This window comes from Streptomyces sp. NPDC002790 (assembly GCF_040295505.1).
In the GTDB taxonomy this organism is placed as follows: Bacteria; Actinomycetota; Actinomycetes; order Streptomycetales; family Streptomycetaceae; genus Streptomyces.
Window position 1 is genome coordinate 1 of sequence record NZ_JBEOVM010000132.1, and the last position, 16,195, is coordinate 16,195.

Annotated in this window: 16 protein-coding genes; all 16 read right to left on the bottom strand. The window is 68.2% G+C overall.

Annotated elements, in window-relative coordinates; all coding sequences use genetic code 11:
- Window positions 1-111 precede the first annotated feature (111 nt).
- Entirely contained in the window at window positions 112-1,548 is a 1,437-nt protein-coding gene (atpD, locus tag ABT004_RS32350; protein ID WP_351343919.1) for a F0F1 ATP synthase subunit beta, read from the bottom strand.
- Window positions 1,548-2,474 (bottom strand): F0F1 ATP synthase subunit gamma, encoded by a 927-nt coding sequence (locus ABT004_RS32355; RefSeq protein WP_351343922.1) that lies wholly within the window; start codon window positions 2,472-2,474, stop codon window positions 1,548-1,550. The genes atpD and ABT004_RS32355 overlap by 1 nt, the downstream gene beginning before the upstream one ends.
- Before the next feature lie 20 nt (window positions 2,475-2,494).
- Entirely contained in the window at window positions 2,495-4,087 is a 1,593-nt protein-coding gene (gene atpA / locus ABT004_RS32360; RefSeq protein WP_351343925.1) for a F0F1 ATP synthase subunit alpha, read from the bottom strand.
- A 146-nt stretch (window positions 4,088-4,233) separates the two neighbouring features.
- A complete protein-coding gene (locus ABT004_RS32365; protein WP_351343928.1) occupies window positions 4,234-5,055 on the bottom strand; it encodes a F0F1 ATP synthase subunit delta in 822 nt (273 codons plus the stop codon).
- A complete protein-coding gene (locus ABT004_RS32370; RefSeq protein ID WP_351343931.1) occupies window positions 5,052-5,600 on the bottom strand; it encodes a F0F1 ATP synthase subunit B in 549 nt (182 codons plus the stop codon). The genes ABT004_RS32365 and ABT004_RS32370 overlap by 4 nt, the downstream gene beginning before the upstream one ends.
- A gap of 37 nt (window positions 5,601-5,637) precedes the next feature.
- Window positions 5,638-5,877, bottom strand: a complete 240-nt coding sequence (gene atpE / locus ABT004_RS32375; RefSeq protein ID WP_266714117.1) for an ATP synthase F0 subunit C — start codon at window positions 5,875-5,877, stop codon at window positions 5,638-5,640.
- Between the two features lie 74 nt (window positions 5,878-5,951).
- Window positions 5,952-6,770: a F0F1 ATP synthase subunit A gene (gene atpB, locus ABT004_RS32380; protein WP_502966978.1), complete on the bottom strand. Its 819-nt coding sequence runs from the start codon at window positions 6,768-6,770 to the stop codon at window positions 5,952-5,954.
- 225 nt (window positions 6,771-6,995) lie between these two features.
- The gene (locus ABT004_RS32385) at window positions 6,996-7,454 is read right to left on the bottom strand and encodes a Cg1360 family ATP-synthase-associated protein (RefSeq protein WP_351343934.1); all 459 of its coding nucleotides are present in this window, start codon (window positions 7,452-7,454) and stop codon (window positions 6,996-6,998) included.
- A gap of 270 nt (window positions 7,455-7,724) precedes the next feature.
- Window positions 7,725-9,044 (bottom strand): MraY family glycosyltransferase, encoded by a 1,320-nt coding sequence (locus tag ABT004_RS32390; RefSeq protein WP_351343937.1) that lies wholly within the window; start codon window positions 9,042-9,044, stop codon window positions 7,725-7,727.
- 139 nt (window positions 9,045-9,183) lie between these two features.
- On the bottom strand, window positions 9,184-10,470 hold the full coding sequence (glyA, locus tag ABT004_RS32395) for a serine hydroxymethyltransferase (protein WP_351343940.1): 1,287 nt from the start codon (window positions 10,468-10,470) through the stop codon (window positions 9,184-9,186).
- A gap of 317 nt (window positions 10,471-10,787) precedes the next feature.
- Window positions 10,788-11,450, bottom strand: coding sequence for an arsenate reductase/protein-tyrosine-phosphatase family protein (locus ABT004_RS32400; protein ID WP_351343943.1), 663 nt, complete (start codon window positions 11,448-11,450; stop codon window positions 10,788-10,790).
- Entirely contained in the window at window positions 11,447-12,094 is a 648-nt protein-coding gene (locus ABT004_RS32405) for an L-threonylcarbamoyladenylate synthase (protein ID WP_351343946.1), read from the bottom strand. The genes ABT004_RS32400 and ABT004_RS32405 overlap by 4 nt, the downstream gene beginning before the upstream one ends.
- Before the next feature lie 74 nt (window positions 12,095-12,168).
- Complete coding sequence (prmC, locus tag ABT004_RS32410; protein ID WP_351343949.1) at window positions 12,169-13,008, bottom strand: peptide chain release factor N(5)-glutamine methyltransferase; 840 nt, start codon at window positions 13,006-13,008, stop codon at window positions 12,169-12,171.
- Between the two features lie 88 nt (window positions 13,009-13,096).
- Entirely contained in the window at window positions 13,097-14,173 is a 1,077-nt protein-coding gene (gene prfA / locus ABT004_RS32415; RefSeq protein ID WP_351343952.1) for a peptide chain release factor 1, read from the bottom strand.
- Between the two features lie 133 nt (window positions 14,174-14,306).
- Window positions 14,307-14,528, bottom strand: a complete 222-nt coding sequence (gene rpmE, locus ABT004_RS32420; RefSeq protein ID WP_351343955.1) for a 50S ribosomal protein L31 — start codon at window positions 14,526-14,528, stop codon at window positions 14,307-14,309.
- Window positions 14,529-14,693: 165 nt separating this feature from the next.
- Window positions 14,694-15,797 carry an LCP family protein gene (locus tag ABT004_RS32425; protein ID WP_351343959.1) on the bottom strand — a complete coding sequence of 368 codons (1,104 nt, stop codon included), beginning with the start codon at window positions 15,795-15,797 and terminating at the stop codon, window positions 14,694-14,696.
- Between the last annotated feature and the right edge of the window lie 398 nt (window positions 15,798-16,195).

The window sequence follows — 16,195 nt, forward strand, 5'->3', positions numbered from 1 at the left end:
GGGGCCCCCCCCCCGCGGCCACCGGCGGGGGGTTTTGTTAAAAATTACTGGGGGGGGGGGGGGGCGGCCGGGCACATACCCCCGGCCCTCCCTCCCCCAGAGCTGCACAGCTCAGGAGACGCCGAGCTCCTTGGCGTTGGCCTTGAGGTCCTCAATGCCACCGCACAGGAAGAACGCCTGCTCCGGGAAGTGGTCGTAATCGCCGTCGATGATCGCGTTGAAGGCCACGATCGTCTCGTCCAGCGGCACGTCCGACCCGTCGACGCCGGTGAACTGCTTGGCGACGTGGGTGTTCTGCGACAGGAAGCGCTCCACGCGACGGGCGCGGTGGACAGTGAGCTTGTCCTCCTCGCCGAGCTCGTCGATACCGAGGATCGCGATGATGTCCTGAAGGTCCTTGTACTTCTGGAGGACCGTCTTGACGCGCATGGCCGTGTTGTAGTGGTCCGCCGCGATGTAGCGGGGGTCCAGGATGCGGGACGTCGAGTCCAGCGGGTCCACGGCCGGGTAGATGCCCTTCTCGGAGATCGGACGGGAAAGCACCGTCGTCGCGTCGAGGTGGGCGAAGGTCGTCGCCGGGGCCGGGTCGGTCAGGTCGTCCGCGGGCACGTAAATGGCCTGCATGGACGTGATCGAGTGACCACGGGTCGACGTGATGCGCTCCTGGAGGAGACCCATCTCGTCGGCCAGGGTCGGCTGGTAACCCACGGCCGAGGGCATGCGACCCAGCAGGGTCGAGACCTCGGAACCGGCCTGCGTGAAGCGGAAGATGTTGTCGATGAAGAAGAGAACATCCTGCTTCTGGACGTCGCGGAAGTACTCCGCCATCGTCAGGCCCGCGAGGGCCACGCGCAGACGGGTGCCCGGCGGCTCGTCCATCTGACCGAAGACCAACGCGGTCTTGTCGATGACGCCGGACTCCGCCATCTCCGCGATGAGGTCGTTGCCCTCACGCGTGCGCTCACCGACACCGGCGAACACGGAGACACCGTCGTGGTTGTTGGCGACGCGGTAGATCATCTCCTGGATGAGCACCGTCTTGCCGACGCCGGCACCGCCGAAGAGGCCGATCTTTCCACCCTTGACGTACGGGGTGAGAAGGTCGACGACCTTGATGCCGGTCTCGAACATCTCGGTCTTCGACTCGAGCTCGTCGAAGTTGGGCGCCTTGCGGTGGATGCCCCAGCGCTCGCCGGTGTACTCCTCGTCGACGTTCAGGACCTCGCCGAGGGTGTTGAACACCTTGCCCTTGGTGAAGTCGCCGACCGGCACCGAGATGGAGGCACCGGTGTCGACGACGGAGGCCTGGCGGACCAGGCCGTCGGTGGGCTGCATGGAGATCGCGCGGACCACGCCGTCACCGAGGTGCTGAGCGACCTCGAGCGTCAGGGTCTTCTTCGCGCCGTCCTGCGCCGGGTCGTTGACCTCGACGTGCAGGGCGTTGTAGATGTCCGGCATCGCGTCGACGGGGAACTCCACGTCGACGACCGGGCCGATGACCCGGGCGACGCGGCCCGTGGCCGTCGCGGTCTCAACAGTGGTCGTCATTACTTGTCACTCCCCGCGTTCGCGTCGGCGAGGGCACTGGAGCCACCGACGATCTCGCTGATTTCCTGGGTGATTTCGGCCTGGCGGGCCGCGTTGGCAAGGCGGGAGAGGTTGTTGATCAGGTCTCCCGCGTTGTCGGTCGCCGACTTCATCGCGCGGCGGGTGGCGGCGTGCTTGGAAGCAGCCGACTGGAGCAGCGCGTTGTAGATCCGGCTCTCGACGTAGCGCGGCAGCAGGGCGTCGAGGACGTCCTCCGCCGACGGCTCGAAGTCGTACAGCGGAAGGATCTCGTCGCCCTTGCCGGACGCCTTCGACTCCTCCGCCACCTCTTCGAGGCTGAGCGGCAGCAGCCGGCCGTCGATGGCCGTCTGCGTCATCATCGAGACGAACTCGGTGTAGACGATGTGGAGTTCGTCCACGCCGCCCTCCGCCGTCTCCTTCTCGATCGCCTCGATCAGCGGCGCCGCGACCTTCTTGGCGTCCGCGTACGTCGGCTCATCGGTGAAGCCCGCCCACGACTCCACGACCTTGCGCTCGCGGAAGTTGTAGTGGGCCAGACCGCGGCGGCCGACGATGTACGTGTCGACCTCCTTGCCGTCGGCCTCGAGCTTCTCGGTGAGCAGCTCGGCGGCCTTGATGGCGTTCGAGTTGAAGGCGCCGGCCAGACCGCGGTCGCTGGTGAGCAGCAGTACCGCGGTACGGGTCGCCGACTCCACCTCGGTCGTCAGCGGGTGCTTTGTGTTCGACCCGGTCCCCACCGCCGTGACCGCACGCGTCAGTTCGGACGCGTACGGCGTGGAGGCCGCCACCTTGCGCTGTGCCTTGACGACACGCGAGGCGGCGATCATCTCCATCGCCTTGGTGATCTTCTTGGTCGCGGTGACGGATCGGATGCGACGCTTGTAGACCCGGAGCTGGGCTCCCATGAGTCAGGTCCCTTCCGTCGTCACTTGCCGGCGGCGGCCGGGGCGTCCTCGCCGAGAAGCTTCCCGTCCGAGGTCTCGAACTGCTTCTTGAAGTCGGCGACAGCCTCGTCGACGGCCTGGATGGTGTCGTTCGACATCTTCCCGCCCTCCTTGATGGAGGTCATGAGGCCCTGCTCCTTGCGGTGCAGGTGCTCCAGGAGCTCCTTCTCGAAGCGGCGGATGTCGACGACCGGCACCTCGTCCATCTTGCCGTTGGTACCGGCCCAGACGGAGACGACCTGGTCCTCGGTGGCCATCGGCTCGTACTGAGCCTGCTTCAGCAGCTCGACGAGGCGCTGGCCACGCTCCAGCTGGGCCTTCGACGCGGCGTCCAGGTCGGAACCGAAGGCGGCGAACGCCTCCAGCTCGCGGTACTGGGCCAGGTCCAGACGCAGTCGGCCGGAGACCTGCTTCATGGCCTTGTGCTGGGCGGAACCGCCCACACGGGAGACCGAGATACCGACGTTCAGCGCGGGGCGCTGACCGGCGTTGAAGAGGTCGGACTCCAGGAAGCACTGACCGTCGGTGATGGAGATGACGTTGGTCGGAATGAACGCCGAGACGTCATTCGCCTTCGTCTCGACGATCGGCAGACCCGTCATCGAACCGGCACCGAGCTCGTCCGAGAGCTTCGCGCAGCGCTCGAGCAGACGCGAGTGCAGGTAGAAGACGTCACCCGGGTAGGCCTCGCGCCCCGGCGGGCGTCGGAGCAGCAGGGACACGGCGCGGTAGGCGTCGGCCTGCTTCGAGAGGTCGTCGAAGATGATGAGGACGTGCTTGCCCTCGTACATCCACTGCTGGCCGATGGCCGAGCCGGTGTACGGCGCCAGGTACTTGAAGCCGGCCGGGTCGGACGCCGGGGCGGCGACGATGGTCGTGTACTCCAGCGCGCCGGCCTCTTCGAGGGCACCGCGCACGGAGGCGATGGTGGAGCCCTTCTGACCGACGGCGACGTAGACGCAGCGGACCTGCTTCTTCGGGTCGCCGGAGCGCCAGTTGTCACGCTGGTTGATGATCGTGTCGACAGCCAGGGCGGTCTTGCCGGTCTGGCGGTCACCGATGACCAGCTGACGCTGGCCACGGCCGACGGGGGTCATCGCGTCGACGGCCTTGTAGCCGGTCTCCATCGGCTCGTGCACCGACTTACGGGCCATGACGCCCGGGGCCTGCAGCTCGAGGGCGCGGCGACCGCTGGTCTCGATCTCGCCGAGGCCGTCGATCGGGGCGCCGAGCGGGTCGACGACGCGACCCAGGTAGCCCTCGCCGACGCCGACGGACAGGACCTCGCCGGTACGCGTGACCGGCTGCCCCTCCTCGACGCCGCTGAACTCGCCCAGGACGATGGCGCCGATTTCGCGCTCTTCCAGGTTGAGTGCGAGGCCGAGGGTGCCGTCCTCGAACTTCAGCAGTTCGTTGGCCATGGCCGAGGGGAGACCCTCGACCTTCGCGATGCCGTCGCCGGCAAGGGTGACCGTACCGACCTCCTCGCGCGAGGCCGCGTCCGGCTTGTACGCCTGGACAAAGTTCTCCAGCGCGTCCCGGATCTCCTCCGGCCGGATCGTGAGCTCCGCCATCTGGGTTCCCTGCTCTCCTTGTTGGGCCCGAAGTGTTCTTGGGGGGTCTGGGGCTGTGTTCCCATTGCGGCTGCGCCGCGGGCCCCCAGGAATCCTCTGCACGGCCCAACTAGGGCCGTAGTCGTACGTGTTCAGGTTGTTGCGATTCAGCCGGCCATGCGTCGGCCGGCCTCCTCGATGCGGTCCGCGATGGAGCCGTTGATGACCTCGTCGCCCACCTGCACCTTGATCCCGCCGAGGACCTCGGGGTCCACGTCCAGGTTCAGGTGCATCTGACGCCCGTAGAACTTCGCCAGGGACGCACCCAGGCGCCGCTTCTGCGCGTCGCTCAGCGGGACCGCGGTGGTGACGACGGCCACCATGCGCTCGCGACGCTCGGCGGCGAGCTTGGAGAGGGACTCGAGTCCCGCTTCCAGGCTACGTCCACGCGGCGCGCTCACAAGACGCCCGACGATCCGCTCGGTGGTGGACTTGGCCCGACCGTCGAGCAGCTGCTTGACGAGCCCGCTCTTGGCCTGGGCCGAGGCCGTCTTGTCGGTCAGTGCGGCGCGCAGCTCGGTGTTGGAGGAGACGATCCGGCCGAACCGGAACAGCTCGTCCTCGACGTCGTCGAGTTCACCGTTCTTCTGCGCCGCGGTCAGGTCCGCGGTGTTGGCCAGCTCCTCGAGGGAGTCGACCAGGTCGCGGGAGGCCGACCACCGGGAGCGGACCAGGCCGGCCACCAGGTCGACGGACTCGCCGCCGACCTGGCCGCCGAGCAGGCGGCCCGCGAGCTCGGCCTTGGCCTCGCCGGGCTGCGCCGGGTCGGTCAGGACCCGTCGCAGGCTGACCTCGCGGTGCAGCAGCGCGGTCACCGAGGCCAGGTCGCCGGCGAGCGCCTTGGCGTCGACCGACGTGCTGTCGGTCAGCGCGTCCAGGCGCTCACGCGCGGCGGCCAGCGCCTCGCGGGTCGCTCCGTGGGCGGTCATCGCGTGGCCTCTGCCTTCTCCTCGAGCTCGTCGAGGAAGCGGTCGATCGTGCGCGACTGCCGGGCGGTGTCCTCGAGGGACTCGCCGACGAGCTTGCCGGCCAGGTCGGTGGCCAGCAGGCCCACGTCCTGGCGCAGCGCCTGCGCGGCGGCCTTGCGGTCGGCCTCGATCTGCGAGTGACCGGCGGCGATGATCTCCTCACGCTGCCGCTGGCCTTCCGCACGCATCTCGGCGATGAGCGAGGCACCCTGCTCCTGCGCCTCCTGGCGCAGCCGCGCGGCCTCGTGCCGGGCCTCGGCGAGCTGAGCCTTGTACTGCTCGAGCACGCTCTGGGCCTCGGTCTGGGCGGCCTCGGCCTTCTCGATACCGCCTTCGATCTGCGCGTGGCGCTCTTCCAGCGTCTTGTTGATACGCGGAAGGAGCTTCTTGGCGAAGACAAAGAAGACGATGGCGAAGGCAAGGGTGCCAATGAGCAGCTCGGGGCCGGGCGGGAGGAGCGGGTTCTGCTCTTCCTCGGCCGCCAGCTGTACCAGGTTGGCGATCACAACAGTGCCTTTCGTCGAATCGTGTCAGGTATGGAAATCAGATACCGAACACGAACGGCATGACGATGCCGATCAGGGCGAGCGCCTCACAGAAGGCGAAGCCGAGGATCTGGTTGGCGCGGATGAGGCCGGCGGCCTCGGGCTGACGGGCAAGGGCCTGGGTGCCGTTACCGAAGACGATGCCGACACCGATGCCGGGGCCGATCGCGGCGAGACCGTAACCGATGGAACCGAGGGAGCCGGAGACGCCAGCGGCGAGTTCGATGGACGCGGACATGCCGTTACTTCCTTTTCTTTACGAACCGGTGGGGGTTGTCCACCGGACGAGCTGGGGTGGTTGGGCGGTGGAGCTCAGTGCTGCTCGGCGAGAGCGCCCTGAATGTACGAGCAGGCCAGGAGCACGAAGACGTATGCCTGAACGGCCTGCACGAAAAGTTCGAAGAGGATCATCGCGATCGTCATCACGAAGGAGACGCCCGCTGCCGGGATCATCCAGCTGTTCAGGAGGTACCAGGAGGCGACGGTGAACATCACCAGCATCAGGTGACCGGCGAACATGTTGGCGAAGAGTCGCACCGCGTGCGTGAACGGGCGGACCAGCAGGTTCGAGAAGAACTCGATGAGCGAGACCAGCCACTTGACCGGGCCGAGCGAGTTGTCGTAGCCGGTGATGTTCTTCCAACCGCCCACGAAACCATGGCGCTTGAAGGTGAGCGGCACCCAGATCAGATACACGATCGCCGCGAGGATGATCGGGTAGGCGATGATCGAACCGACCGGGAACTGGGCCAGCGGAACGACCGACCAGACGTTCATGATCCAGATGAAGAAGAACAGCGAGACCATGATCGGTACGTACTTCTCGCCCTCCTTCTTGCCCAGCGTCTCGTAGACGATGGTGCGGCGGACGAAGTCGTAGCCGGCCTCACCGATCATCTGGATCTTCCCGGGCACGACCTTCGAGCGGCCGAACGCGACGTAGAAGAACCAGCAGATGACGACCGTGGTGATGAGGGCGAGCAGCATCACCTTGTTGAAATAGAACCAGCCGAAGTCGGCAATCGGTTCGAACAGGAAGGAGTGCAGGCCCGGCGCCGGGAAGCCGCATCCGTTGTCGGACATGATCCGACAGCTCCAGTCAAAGGCGAGCTGGGTCGTGTCAGCACTCACCGCGGGCTCCTTCGGCGTGACGCATAAGTACGGCAACCTCGTTGTGTCGGTGCGGCGCGCAGCCGCGGATCGGCACCGGTCTGGTGATTCGGGCGTGGGGGCGGCGGGCAGGCAGTGAGCCTCGCGATCGTGCAGGCGTCAGCTCTCGTGCCCGCGCCGGCGATGCCGCAGTTGGCACCGGACGATAGCAGCCCGCCGAACGGACGCTTATCCCGGCCCTACCTCTCACGACGACGACCCGGTCTTTTCGGCCTTCTCGCTGGTCCCGGTCCCCTTGGAGCCGGGCGCCGCTTCGGGATCGATATAGAAAATCTTGGCCTTCATGTGCGCACGAGCCTGTGCGGCCATCCACACGACCGTCGAAACGATCAGCACGATGGCAAAGGTCTTGGGATTGAAGAGAGTCGTGTCCTTGAAAATGGCCACGAAGATCAGGAGCAGCAGCAGCTGGGCGACGTAGAGCATCAGCCCCATCGCCTGGAACAGCTGCGGAAGCGATTTTGCCGTGCGGATCAGCACGACCTGCCCGAGGCCCATGAAGACGATGACGACCAGCGCACCCACCAGCGCACCGATGGCCCCCTTGCCACCCGCAACCACACCACTGATCACCGCGGCAATCACGCCCGCGGCGGCGGTGGGTACGACGGCTTGAAGAAGGGTCCGTGCGTCATTGGAGGGCATGGCGGCAACTCCGCTTACTGAAGGGGGCAGGGTGTCGTCATGGACGAGCGTAGTCCGGGATCCGATGGGTCGATTCGGGCCAAATGACCTTCGCCTTATGGCCTTTCGGCCCTGTCCCCGGCTTCGTGAACGGTATCACAAACTATTTGATGCGGTCTTTACCTAGAAGGTGTGCCAACCGTCACACGTGAGGGGGATCCTGCGCGTCTGTGCGGGCGCGAGACCAACATGTCTGGTATTGGGCTCATTTCGGACTCTTGGATGCCCGGGTCAACGGGGCGTTCCCGCCTTACGCCGATCCGTGAAGCGCGAACGGCCACCGATCGCCGTCGCTCCGTTGACGCCCGCGGGGATCGGGTCGCGGGCCGATTCGCCCTCGGAACCCTCTGTCGCCCCGTCCCCTTCCGCGGCCCCGGCCGCTCGCCGATAGCGCGGCGGCACCAAGTGCTGGGCCCAGCGCGGCGCGTGCGGCGTGAAGCGCGGCAGCAGCAGCATGACGAGCCCGACGAAGCTCAGGGCGACGATGGCGAGCACGACCCACATCCCGGACGCGGAGTGCACCGAGTAGGCGACCGCGCCGAAGGCGATGAGGCCCGACCAGAAGTACATGATCAGCACCGCGCGGGAGTGCGAGTGGCCGATCTCCAGGAGCCGGTGGTGCAGATGCCCGCGGTCCGCGGCGAACGGCGACTGCCCGTTCCAGGTGCGGCGCACGATCGCGAGGACGAGGTCGGCGAACGGGATCGCGATGATCGTCAGCGGCATCAGCAGCGGCAGGAAGACGGGGAGCATCGCGTGCGTGGTGTCACGCGTGGAACCGCCGAGGTTCAACTTGAGGGCGTCCGGGTCGACCTGCCCCGTGATGGAGATGGCGCCGGCCGCGAGGACGAGGCCGATGAGCATGGAGCCCGAGTCGCCCATGAAGATTCTGGCCGGATGGATGTTGTGCGGCAGGAAGCCCAGACACATGCCCATCAGGATCGCCGCGAACAGCGTGGCCGGGGCCGCGGACTCGATGCCGTAGCCGTACCAGATCCGGTACGCGTACAGGAAGAACGCGGCGGCGGCGATGCACACCATGCCCGCGGCGAGGCCGTCGAGGCCGTCGACGAAGTTCACCGCGTTGATGGTGATGACGACGAGCGCGACGGTGAGCAGCGTGCCCTGCCACTGGGTGAGGGACACCGTCCCCACGCCGGGGATCGGGAGCCACAGGATCGTCAGACCCTGCATGACCATCACGCCCGCGGCGATCATCTGGCCGCCGAGCTTGATCAGGGCGTCGATCTCGAACTTGTCGTCCAGAACGCCGATCAGCCAGATCAGCGCGGCGCCGGAGAGCAGCGCGCGCGGTTCGTTCGAGGACTCGAAGACCTTGTCCAGGTTGGTGAGGTGGTCGGCGACGAGCAGGCCCGCACACAGGCCGAAGAACATGGCGATACCGCCGAGCCGCGGCGTGGGTTCCCGGTGCACGTCACGCGCACGGATTTCCGGCATGGCGCCGGCCACGATCGCGAACTTCCGCACCGGGCCTGTGAGCAGATAGGTCACCGCGGCCGTGATGCAGAGCGTCAGCAGGTATTCACGCACGGGCTTCCCCACAGGTATCGCTGGCCATCTCAGCCCCACACCCTAGTCTCGCGTGCTTAGGGTTGGGGACTTCCGGGTAGCGACGATGGTTGCACGGCTGACGGTTCCAGAGACGCACTGGTGCGGCGCAAGGGGTGTCTCAGAGTGCGCCTACCCCGTTCTCGGCGGGGTACGGGGGGAACCTTCCAGCCAGTTCACGCACCTCTTCGCGGACCGTACGGGTGTCGAGAACGCCCCGTACGACACCCGACAGGAGCACCGCGACGCGGGCCATCTCGCCTCCGCCCATGCCCTGTGTGGTGACGGCGGCGGTGCCGAGGCGCAGGCCGCGGCCGCCGTCGGCGGTGACATCGCCCGCTCCGCAGCGAGGCAGCGCGCATGTGTCGAGGATCATGCCCGCGGAGGCGAGCCGGCCACGCGCCACCGTGCCCGCGACGCCGAGCGGGGCCGGGTCCACGGTCAGCAGGTGGGTGTCGGTGCCGCCGGTGGTGACGCCGAAGCCCTCCGCCGCCAGCGCGCCCGCGAGCAGCCGCGCGTTGGCCACGACCTGGTGGGCGTACGCGGTGAAGCCCGGCCACGCCGCCTCGCCGAACGCGACGGCCTTCGCGGCGATCGTGTGCATCTGGGCGCCGCCCTGGGTGAAGGGGAAGACGGCCCGGTCGACACGGTCGGCCAGCTCGGCCGCGCACAGCAGCATGCCGCCGCGCGGTCCGCGGAGCACCTTGTGCGTGGTGGCGCAGACGATGTCGGCGTACGGGACCGGGTTCGGGGCCGCTCCCCCGGCGACGAGGCCGATGGGGTGCGCGGCGTCGGCGATGAGGTGGGCGCCCACGTCGTCGGCGATCTCCCGGAAGGCGGCGTAGTCGATGTGCCGGGGGTACGAGATCGAGCCGCACACGATGGCCTTCGGGCGGTGGGCACGGGCCGCCGCGCGGACCTGCTCGTAGTCGATGAGCCCGCTCTCCGCGTCGACGCCGTACGGGACGAAGTCGAACCAGCGGCCGGAGAAGTTGGCCGGTGAGCCGTGCGTGAGGTGGCCGCCGGACGGCAGGCCCATCGCGAGGACGGTGTCGCCGGGCTTCAGCAGTACGGCGTACGCGGCGAGCACGGCCGAAGAGCCGCTGTGCGCCTGTACGTTGACGTGTTCGGCGCCGAAGAGGGCCTTGGCGCGGTCGATCGCGAGGCGTTCGGCGACGTCGACGAGTTCGCAGCCGCCGTGGTGGCGGGCGCCGGGGTAGCCCTCCGCGTACTTGTTGGCGAGCGGGGAGCCGAGGGCGGCGAGGACTGCGGGCGAGGCGAAGTTCTCGGCGGCGATGAGCTGGAGGGAGTCCGACTGGCGGGCGGTCTCCGCGAGGAGGACTTCGGCCAGTTCGGGGTCCTGACGTTGTAGCTCCGCCAGGGCTGCGGGTTCTGTGGTGACCGGCATCGTCGGCTCCGGGCCTCGCGTGGGGCGGGTAGGTGCCTTCCAATGTAGATCCGCCCGGTTGCGCCCGCCCGTGCTGACGCCACGGGGCTCCGCCCCGGACCCCGCGCCTCAAACGCCGGCGGGGCTGAAAGATCGGGGCTCCGCCCCGGACCCCGCTGGCTCTCGTCACAAGAGCGGGGCTTAAATTTGCTCACCCGCCGCGGGGGCAATATGGAATGCCCTGCGACGGGTGGGCATTTCAAGCCCCCGCTCTTGTGACGAGAGCCAGCGGGGTATGGGGCAGAGCCCCAAGCTCAGCCACTCCGGCGTTTGAGGAGCTACTTCGTGATGCCTGTCAGGGCCGTGACGACCGGGGCCAGGGCCTCGTTGATTTCGCCGCCGACGGACTGGAAGAACGGGAGGGGTGCGCCGTACGGGTCGTAGACCTCGTCCGCTTCGACCGACGGAGCGAGAAGCCACCCGCGTAGAGCCGCCGCAGCCCGCACCAACGAACGGGCCCGCTCGACCACACCGGACTCGATCGGATCCGGCAGCGTGGCCGGATCTATGGCCTGCACGAGCCGCGTGAACTCCTTCAGCGTGAACGTCCGCAGACCCGCGCTGTGGCCCATGGAGATGACCTGCGCCCGGTGGTCGCGGGTCGCGGTCAGGACCAGGTCGGCCCTTATGACGTGGTCGTCGAGGAGCTCACGGCCCACAAAGCCGGAGGCATCCGCCCCGAAGTCCGCCAGGACCGTTTCCGCATTGGCCTCCATGGGCGCGCCCTCATGGCCCCAGGTGCCCGCGCTCTCCACGACGAGCCCGCCGGCGAGCGGCGCGCCGAGCCGGTCCGCGAGGGCATGCCGGGTCAGCCGCTCGGTGATCGGCGAGCGGCACACATTGCCGGTGCTGACGTGGAGGATGCGGAAGGTGTCGCCGGGGAGGGCCGGCGTGCGTACGTACCCGTTGCCTATGCCACGCCCCGTCTCAGGGGCTGTCAATTCGCCACCTCGAGGTCGGGTACGACCTTGCGCAGCTCGTCCGCGGTCAGCGCGCCCTCGCGCAGCAGGACCGGGATCTTGCCGGTGACGTCGACGATGGATGACGGGATGTTGCCTGGCGTCGGCCCCCCGTCGAGGTAGACGGAGACGGAGTCGCCGAGCATCTCCTGCGCGGCGTCGCAGTCCTCGGGGGCCGGGTGTCCTGTCAGGTTCGCGGAGGAGAGCGCCATCGGGCCGACCTCGGTGAGCAGTTCGATGGCGACGGGGTGCAGCGGCATGCGGACCGCGACGGTGCCGCGGGTGCTGCCGAGGTCCCACTGCAGCGACGGCTGCTGCTTGGCGACGAGGGTCAGGCCGCCCGGCCAGAACGCGTCGACCAGTTCCCAGGCCATCTCCGAGAAGTCCGTGACGAGCCCGTGCAGCGTGTTCGGCGACGGGATGACCACCGGCGTCGGCATGTTGCGCCCGCGGCCCTTCGCCTCCAGGAGGTCACCGACCGCCTCGGGCGTGAAGGCGTCGGCACCGATGCCGTACACGGTGTCGGTGGGCAGCACGACCAGCTCGCCGCGGCGGACTGCCGAGGCGGCTTCACGCAGGCCGGTGGCGCGGTCCACTGCGTCATTGGTGTCGTAACGCCGTGCCATCTAGCGGGCCTCCTGCTCGGTGTGCTGCTCTGCGGATCGCTCGGACTCGTCAAACTCGAAGGACAACGCGTCGGTCACGGCAGTGCCTTGCGGGCGGTCGCGAACCTCGGGCGGTTGTTGAGGTCGGGGTGGTCGGCGGCGTCCGCCCAGCCCCGCTCCTCGGTGAAGATCCACGGCACCTGGCCGCCCTGTGTGTCCGCGTGCTCGATGACCACGATGCCGCCCGGGCGCAGCAGACGGTGGGCGGTGCGCTCTATCCCACGGATCAGGTCGAGCCCGTCCTCGCCGGAGAACAGGGCCAGTTCCGGGTCGTGGTCGCGGGCCTCGGGGGCGACGTACTCCCACTCGGTGAGCGGGATGTACGGCGGGTTGGAGATGACGAGGTCGACCTGGCCGTCGAGGTCGGGGAAGGCCTCCAGGGCGTCGCCCTGGCGCAGGTCGACCCTGGACCCCGCGACGTTCTTGCGTGTCCATTTGAGCGCGTCCTCGGACAGCTCCACGGCGTGCACGCGCGAGCGCGGCACCTCCTGGGCGAGCGCGAGCGCGATGGCGCCGGAGCCGGAGCAGAGGTCGACGATCAGCGGTTCGACGACATCCATCGCGCGGACGGCGTCTATGGCCCAGCCGACGACCGACTCGGTCTCCGGGCGCGGCACGAAGACCCCGGGGCCGACCTGGAGCTCCAGATAGCGGAAGTAGGCGTGTCCGGTGATGTGCTGGAGCGGCTCGCGGGCCTCGCGGCGCGCGGTCGCCTCCCAGAACCGGGCGTCGAAGTCCACGTCCTTGACGGTGTGCAGCTCGCCCCGCTTGACGCCGTGCACGTAGGCCGCGAGCTCCTCCGCGTCATTGCGCGGCGAGGGCACGCCGGCGTCGGCGAGCCGCTGGGTGGCCTGGGCCACTTCCGCGAGCAGCACGCTGCGGGGGTTCGGGGGTCGCCCCCCAAAATGTTGCTGCACGCTGATCCTCCGGGCTGAGCTGTCGTACGGGGCGGGCGGTGCGGTTCTACGCGGCGGCGAGCTTGGCGGCCGAGTCCGCGTCGACGCACGCCTGGATCACGGGGTCGAGCTCGCCGTCGAGCACCTGGTCCAAGTTGTAGGCCTTGAAGCCGACGCGGTGGTCCGAGATGCGGTTCTCCGGGAAGTTGTACGTACGGATCTTCTCGGAGCGGTCGACGGTGCGGACCTGGCTGCGGCGGGCGTCGGCGGCGTTCTTCTCCGCTTCCTCCTGCGCCGCTGCGAGGAGCCTGGAGCGCAGGATACGCATCGCCTGCTCCTTGTTCTGCAGCTGGGACTTCTCGTTCTGGCAGGAAGCCACGACGCCGGTGGGGATGTGCGTGATCCGGACGGCGGAGTCGGTCGTGTTGACGGACTGCCCGCCGGGGCCCGATGAGCGGTACACGTCGATGCGCAGATCGTTCGCGTGGATCTCGACGTCGACCTCCTCGGCCTCGGGCGTGACCAGCACGCCTGCGGCGGAGGTGTGGATGCGGCCCTGCGACTCGGTGGACGGCACACGCTGCACGCGGTGCACGCCGCCCTCGTACTTCAGGCGGGCCCAGACGCCCTGGCCGGGCTCGGTCGCGCCGTTGCCGCCCTTGGTCTTCACGGCGACCTGGACGTCCTTGTAGCCGCCGAGCTCGGACTCGGTGGCGTCGATGATCTCGGTCTTCCAGCCGACGCGCTCCGCGTAGCGCAGGTACATGCGCAGCAGGTCGCCCGCGAACAGCGCGGACTCGTCACCGCCGGCGCCGGCCTTGACCTCGAGGATCACGTCCTTGTCGTCGGACGGGTCGCGCGGGACCAGGAGGAGCCGCAGCTTCTCGGTGATCTCCTCGCGCTGCTGCTCGAGGTCCTTGACCTCGGCCGCGAAGTCCGGGTCGTCGGCGGCGAATTCCTTCGCCGTCTCGACGTCGTCCCCGGTCTGCTTCCAGGAGCGGTACGTGGTGACGATCGGGGTCAGCTCAGCGTAACGCTTGTTGAGCTTGCGCGCGTTCGCCTGGTCGGCGTGGACCGAGGGGTCCGCGAGCTTCTGTTCCAGATCGGCGTGCTCACCGATCAGTTCCTCGACGGCCTCGAACATCTCCGGCTCCTGCAGTTACGGGGGTGCTGTGTCATTCCGGGATGCCCCCGGATCCCGGGGGCTGCACTGCAAAGCGCCGGTCCCGGTGCCCCCGCGAAAAACAGGGGCACCGTGGACCGGCGCTGGAGCTTCGCTACTTGTTGGCAGCCGCAGACTTGCCGAAGCGGGCCTCGAAGCGGGCCACACGGCCACCGGTGTCGAGGATCTTCTGCTTGCCCGTGTAGAACGGGTGGCACTCGGAGCAGACCTCGGCACGGACGGTGCCGGACGAGATCGTGCTGTGAGTGGTGAACGACGCGCCACAGGTGCAAGAGACCTGCGTCTCGACGTACTCGGGGTGAATGTCGCGCTTCAAGGTGTCTCCTAGGTTCATGGAGGGCTCCGGGTCGCTGACGCGGGATGCGGGAGCGTGAACCGGGGCCGACGTACCAGTCTGCCAGGACTGGCCGTATCCCCCAAAACCGAGAAGGGCCCGGAAGTATTCCCGGCCCTTCCCGAGGTTCTGTCGTTGGGGTCCGGGCTACTTCACGACGCTGTCGGCGGAGCCCTTGGCGGAGTCCTTCGTGGCCGACTTCGGGATGGTCTTGTCGGCCTCGAGGGCCTTCCAGACCTTGTTCGCGTTGCTGTCGTCCAGGAGCACGCGGTTGGCGTCGTTCGGGTCGTACCGCACCGGCAGCGTCACCATGTTCATGTCGCCGGAGCCGATGCCCTTGAGGCCGCTCGCGAACGAGGTCAGGTCCTTGACCGAGGCCAGCTGCGAGTCCGTGGTCACCGTCTTCGTGGCGGTGTTCGCGAGTGCGTACAGCTTGCTCGGGCTGGTGAAGACGCCGACGCTCTTGATCTGGTCCATCAGGGCCTTCATGAACGCCTGCTGGAGCTGGATGCGCCCCAGGTCGCTGCCGTCGCCGACGCCGTGCCGGGTGCGGACGAGGCCGAGCGACTGCTCGCCGCTGAGCGTGTGCGTGCCCGCGCCGAGGTTCAGGTGGCTGTCGGGGTCGTCGATCGCCTTCGTGGTGGTGACCTTGACGCCCCCGAGGTCGTCGATCAGCTTCTGGAAGCCGCTGAAGTCGACCTCGACGTAGTGGTCCATGCGGATTCCGCTCATGGACTCGACGGTCTTCACCGCGCAGGCCGCGCCGCCCGTCGAGTACGCGGAGTTGAACATGGCCTCGCTCTGCGCCGGGTACTCGTTGCCGCTCTTGTCGGTGCACGAGGGCCGCTCGACGAGGGTGTCCCGGGGGATGGAGACGACGCTGGCCCGCTTGTGGCCCTTGTACACGTGGACGACCATCGCGGTGTCCGAGCGCGCCGAGCCCTCGTCGGCGCCGCCGCCGACCTTCTCGTTGTCGCCGGCCCGGGTGTCGGAGCCGAGGACGAGGATGTCCTCGGAACCGTTGTCCACGTCCTGCGGACGGTCGGTGCCCAACTGCGAGTCGATGTCGACGCTCTTGATGTTGCCGTTGAGCTGGAAGTAGACGTACCCCAGGCCGGTTCCACCGAGGACGACGACGCCCGCGGCGCTCCACGCCGCGATGCGCAGCGCTTTGCTGCGCGCGCTGCGCGGCTTGCGGCGGCTGCCCTTGGCGCCGCGGTGGCGCCCGGGCTTGCTGTCACGGTCCGGCATAACTCCTCGCAGGTTCGTCTGCTTCTGGTCCTTCGGTCCGCTTCTTCGTTCACTCGGTGTGACGGCGGACCGCAGAGAAGGGTTGCACAAACACGTGTGCGCATTCTGGGACGGAGAAGCGACCGTACGTAGCGGGATCAACGGCCCGCACCTCTCCCACCTGCACTTTCACGCCCATGTGCCGCATGCTTCACAGAGGGCACAGATCCTTATACGTGTGGTGAAGGTCTCTGGCCGACGAGTGCCCCGAAGCGTTGGGAACAGGCACGGAAAAGGGCCGGGGGGCCCCCCCCCCGGGGGGGGGCCGCGGCGCCGGTGAACCGGGATGGTGGCGAGTGCGGGCTGGGCGGCCGCGCCGTCGGGGATAATTTAGCGGAAACACAGCAACACGAAGGGAA

Bases quoted from the DNA above. Each gene is read 5' to 3' on its own strand.
- atpE (WP_266714117.1), bottom strand. From the start codon at position 5,877: ATGTCCGCGTCCATCGAACTCGCCGCTGGCGTCTCCGGCTCCCTCGGT.
- ABT004_RS32425 (WP_351343959.1), bottom strand. From the start codon at position 15,797: ATGCCGGACCGTGACAGCAAGCCCGGGCGCCACCGCGGCGCCAAGGGC.
- atpA (WP_351343925.1), bottom strand. From the start codon at position 4,087: ATGGCGGAGCTCACGATCCGGCCGGAGGAGATCCGGGACGCGCTGGAG.
- prfA (WP_351343952.1), bottom strand. From the start codon at position 14,173: ATGTTCGAGGCCGTCGAGGAACTGATCGGTGAGCACGCCGATCTGGAA.
- ABT004_RS32405 (WP_351343946.1), bottom strand. From the start codon at position 12,094: ATGGCACGGCGTTACGACACCAATGACGCAGTGGACCGCGCCACCGGC.
- ABT004_RS32365 (WP_351343928.1), bottom strand. From the start codon at position 5,055: ATGACCGCCCACGGAGCGACCCGCGAGGCGCTGGCCGCCGCGCGTGAG.
- atpD (WP_351343919.1), bottom strand. From the start codon at position 1,548: ATGACGACCACTGTTGAGACCGCGACGGCCACGGGCCGCGTCGCCCGG.
- glyA (WP_351343940.1), bottom strand. From the start codon at position 10,470: ATGCCGGTCACCACAGAACCCGCAGCCCTGGCGGAGCTACAACGTCAG.
- ABT004_RS32385 (WP_351343934.1), bottom strand. From the start codon at position 7,454: ATGCCCTCCAATGACGCACGGACCCTTCTTCAAGCCGTCGTACCCACC.
- ABT004_RS32355 (WP_351343922.1), bottom strand. From the start codon at position 2,474: ATGGGAGCCCAGCTCCGGGTCTACAAGCGTCGCATCCGATCCGTCACC.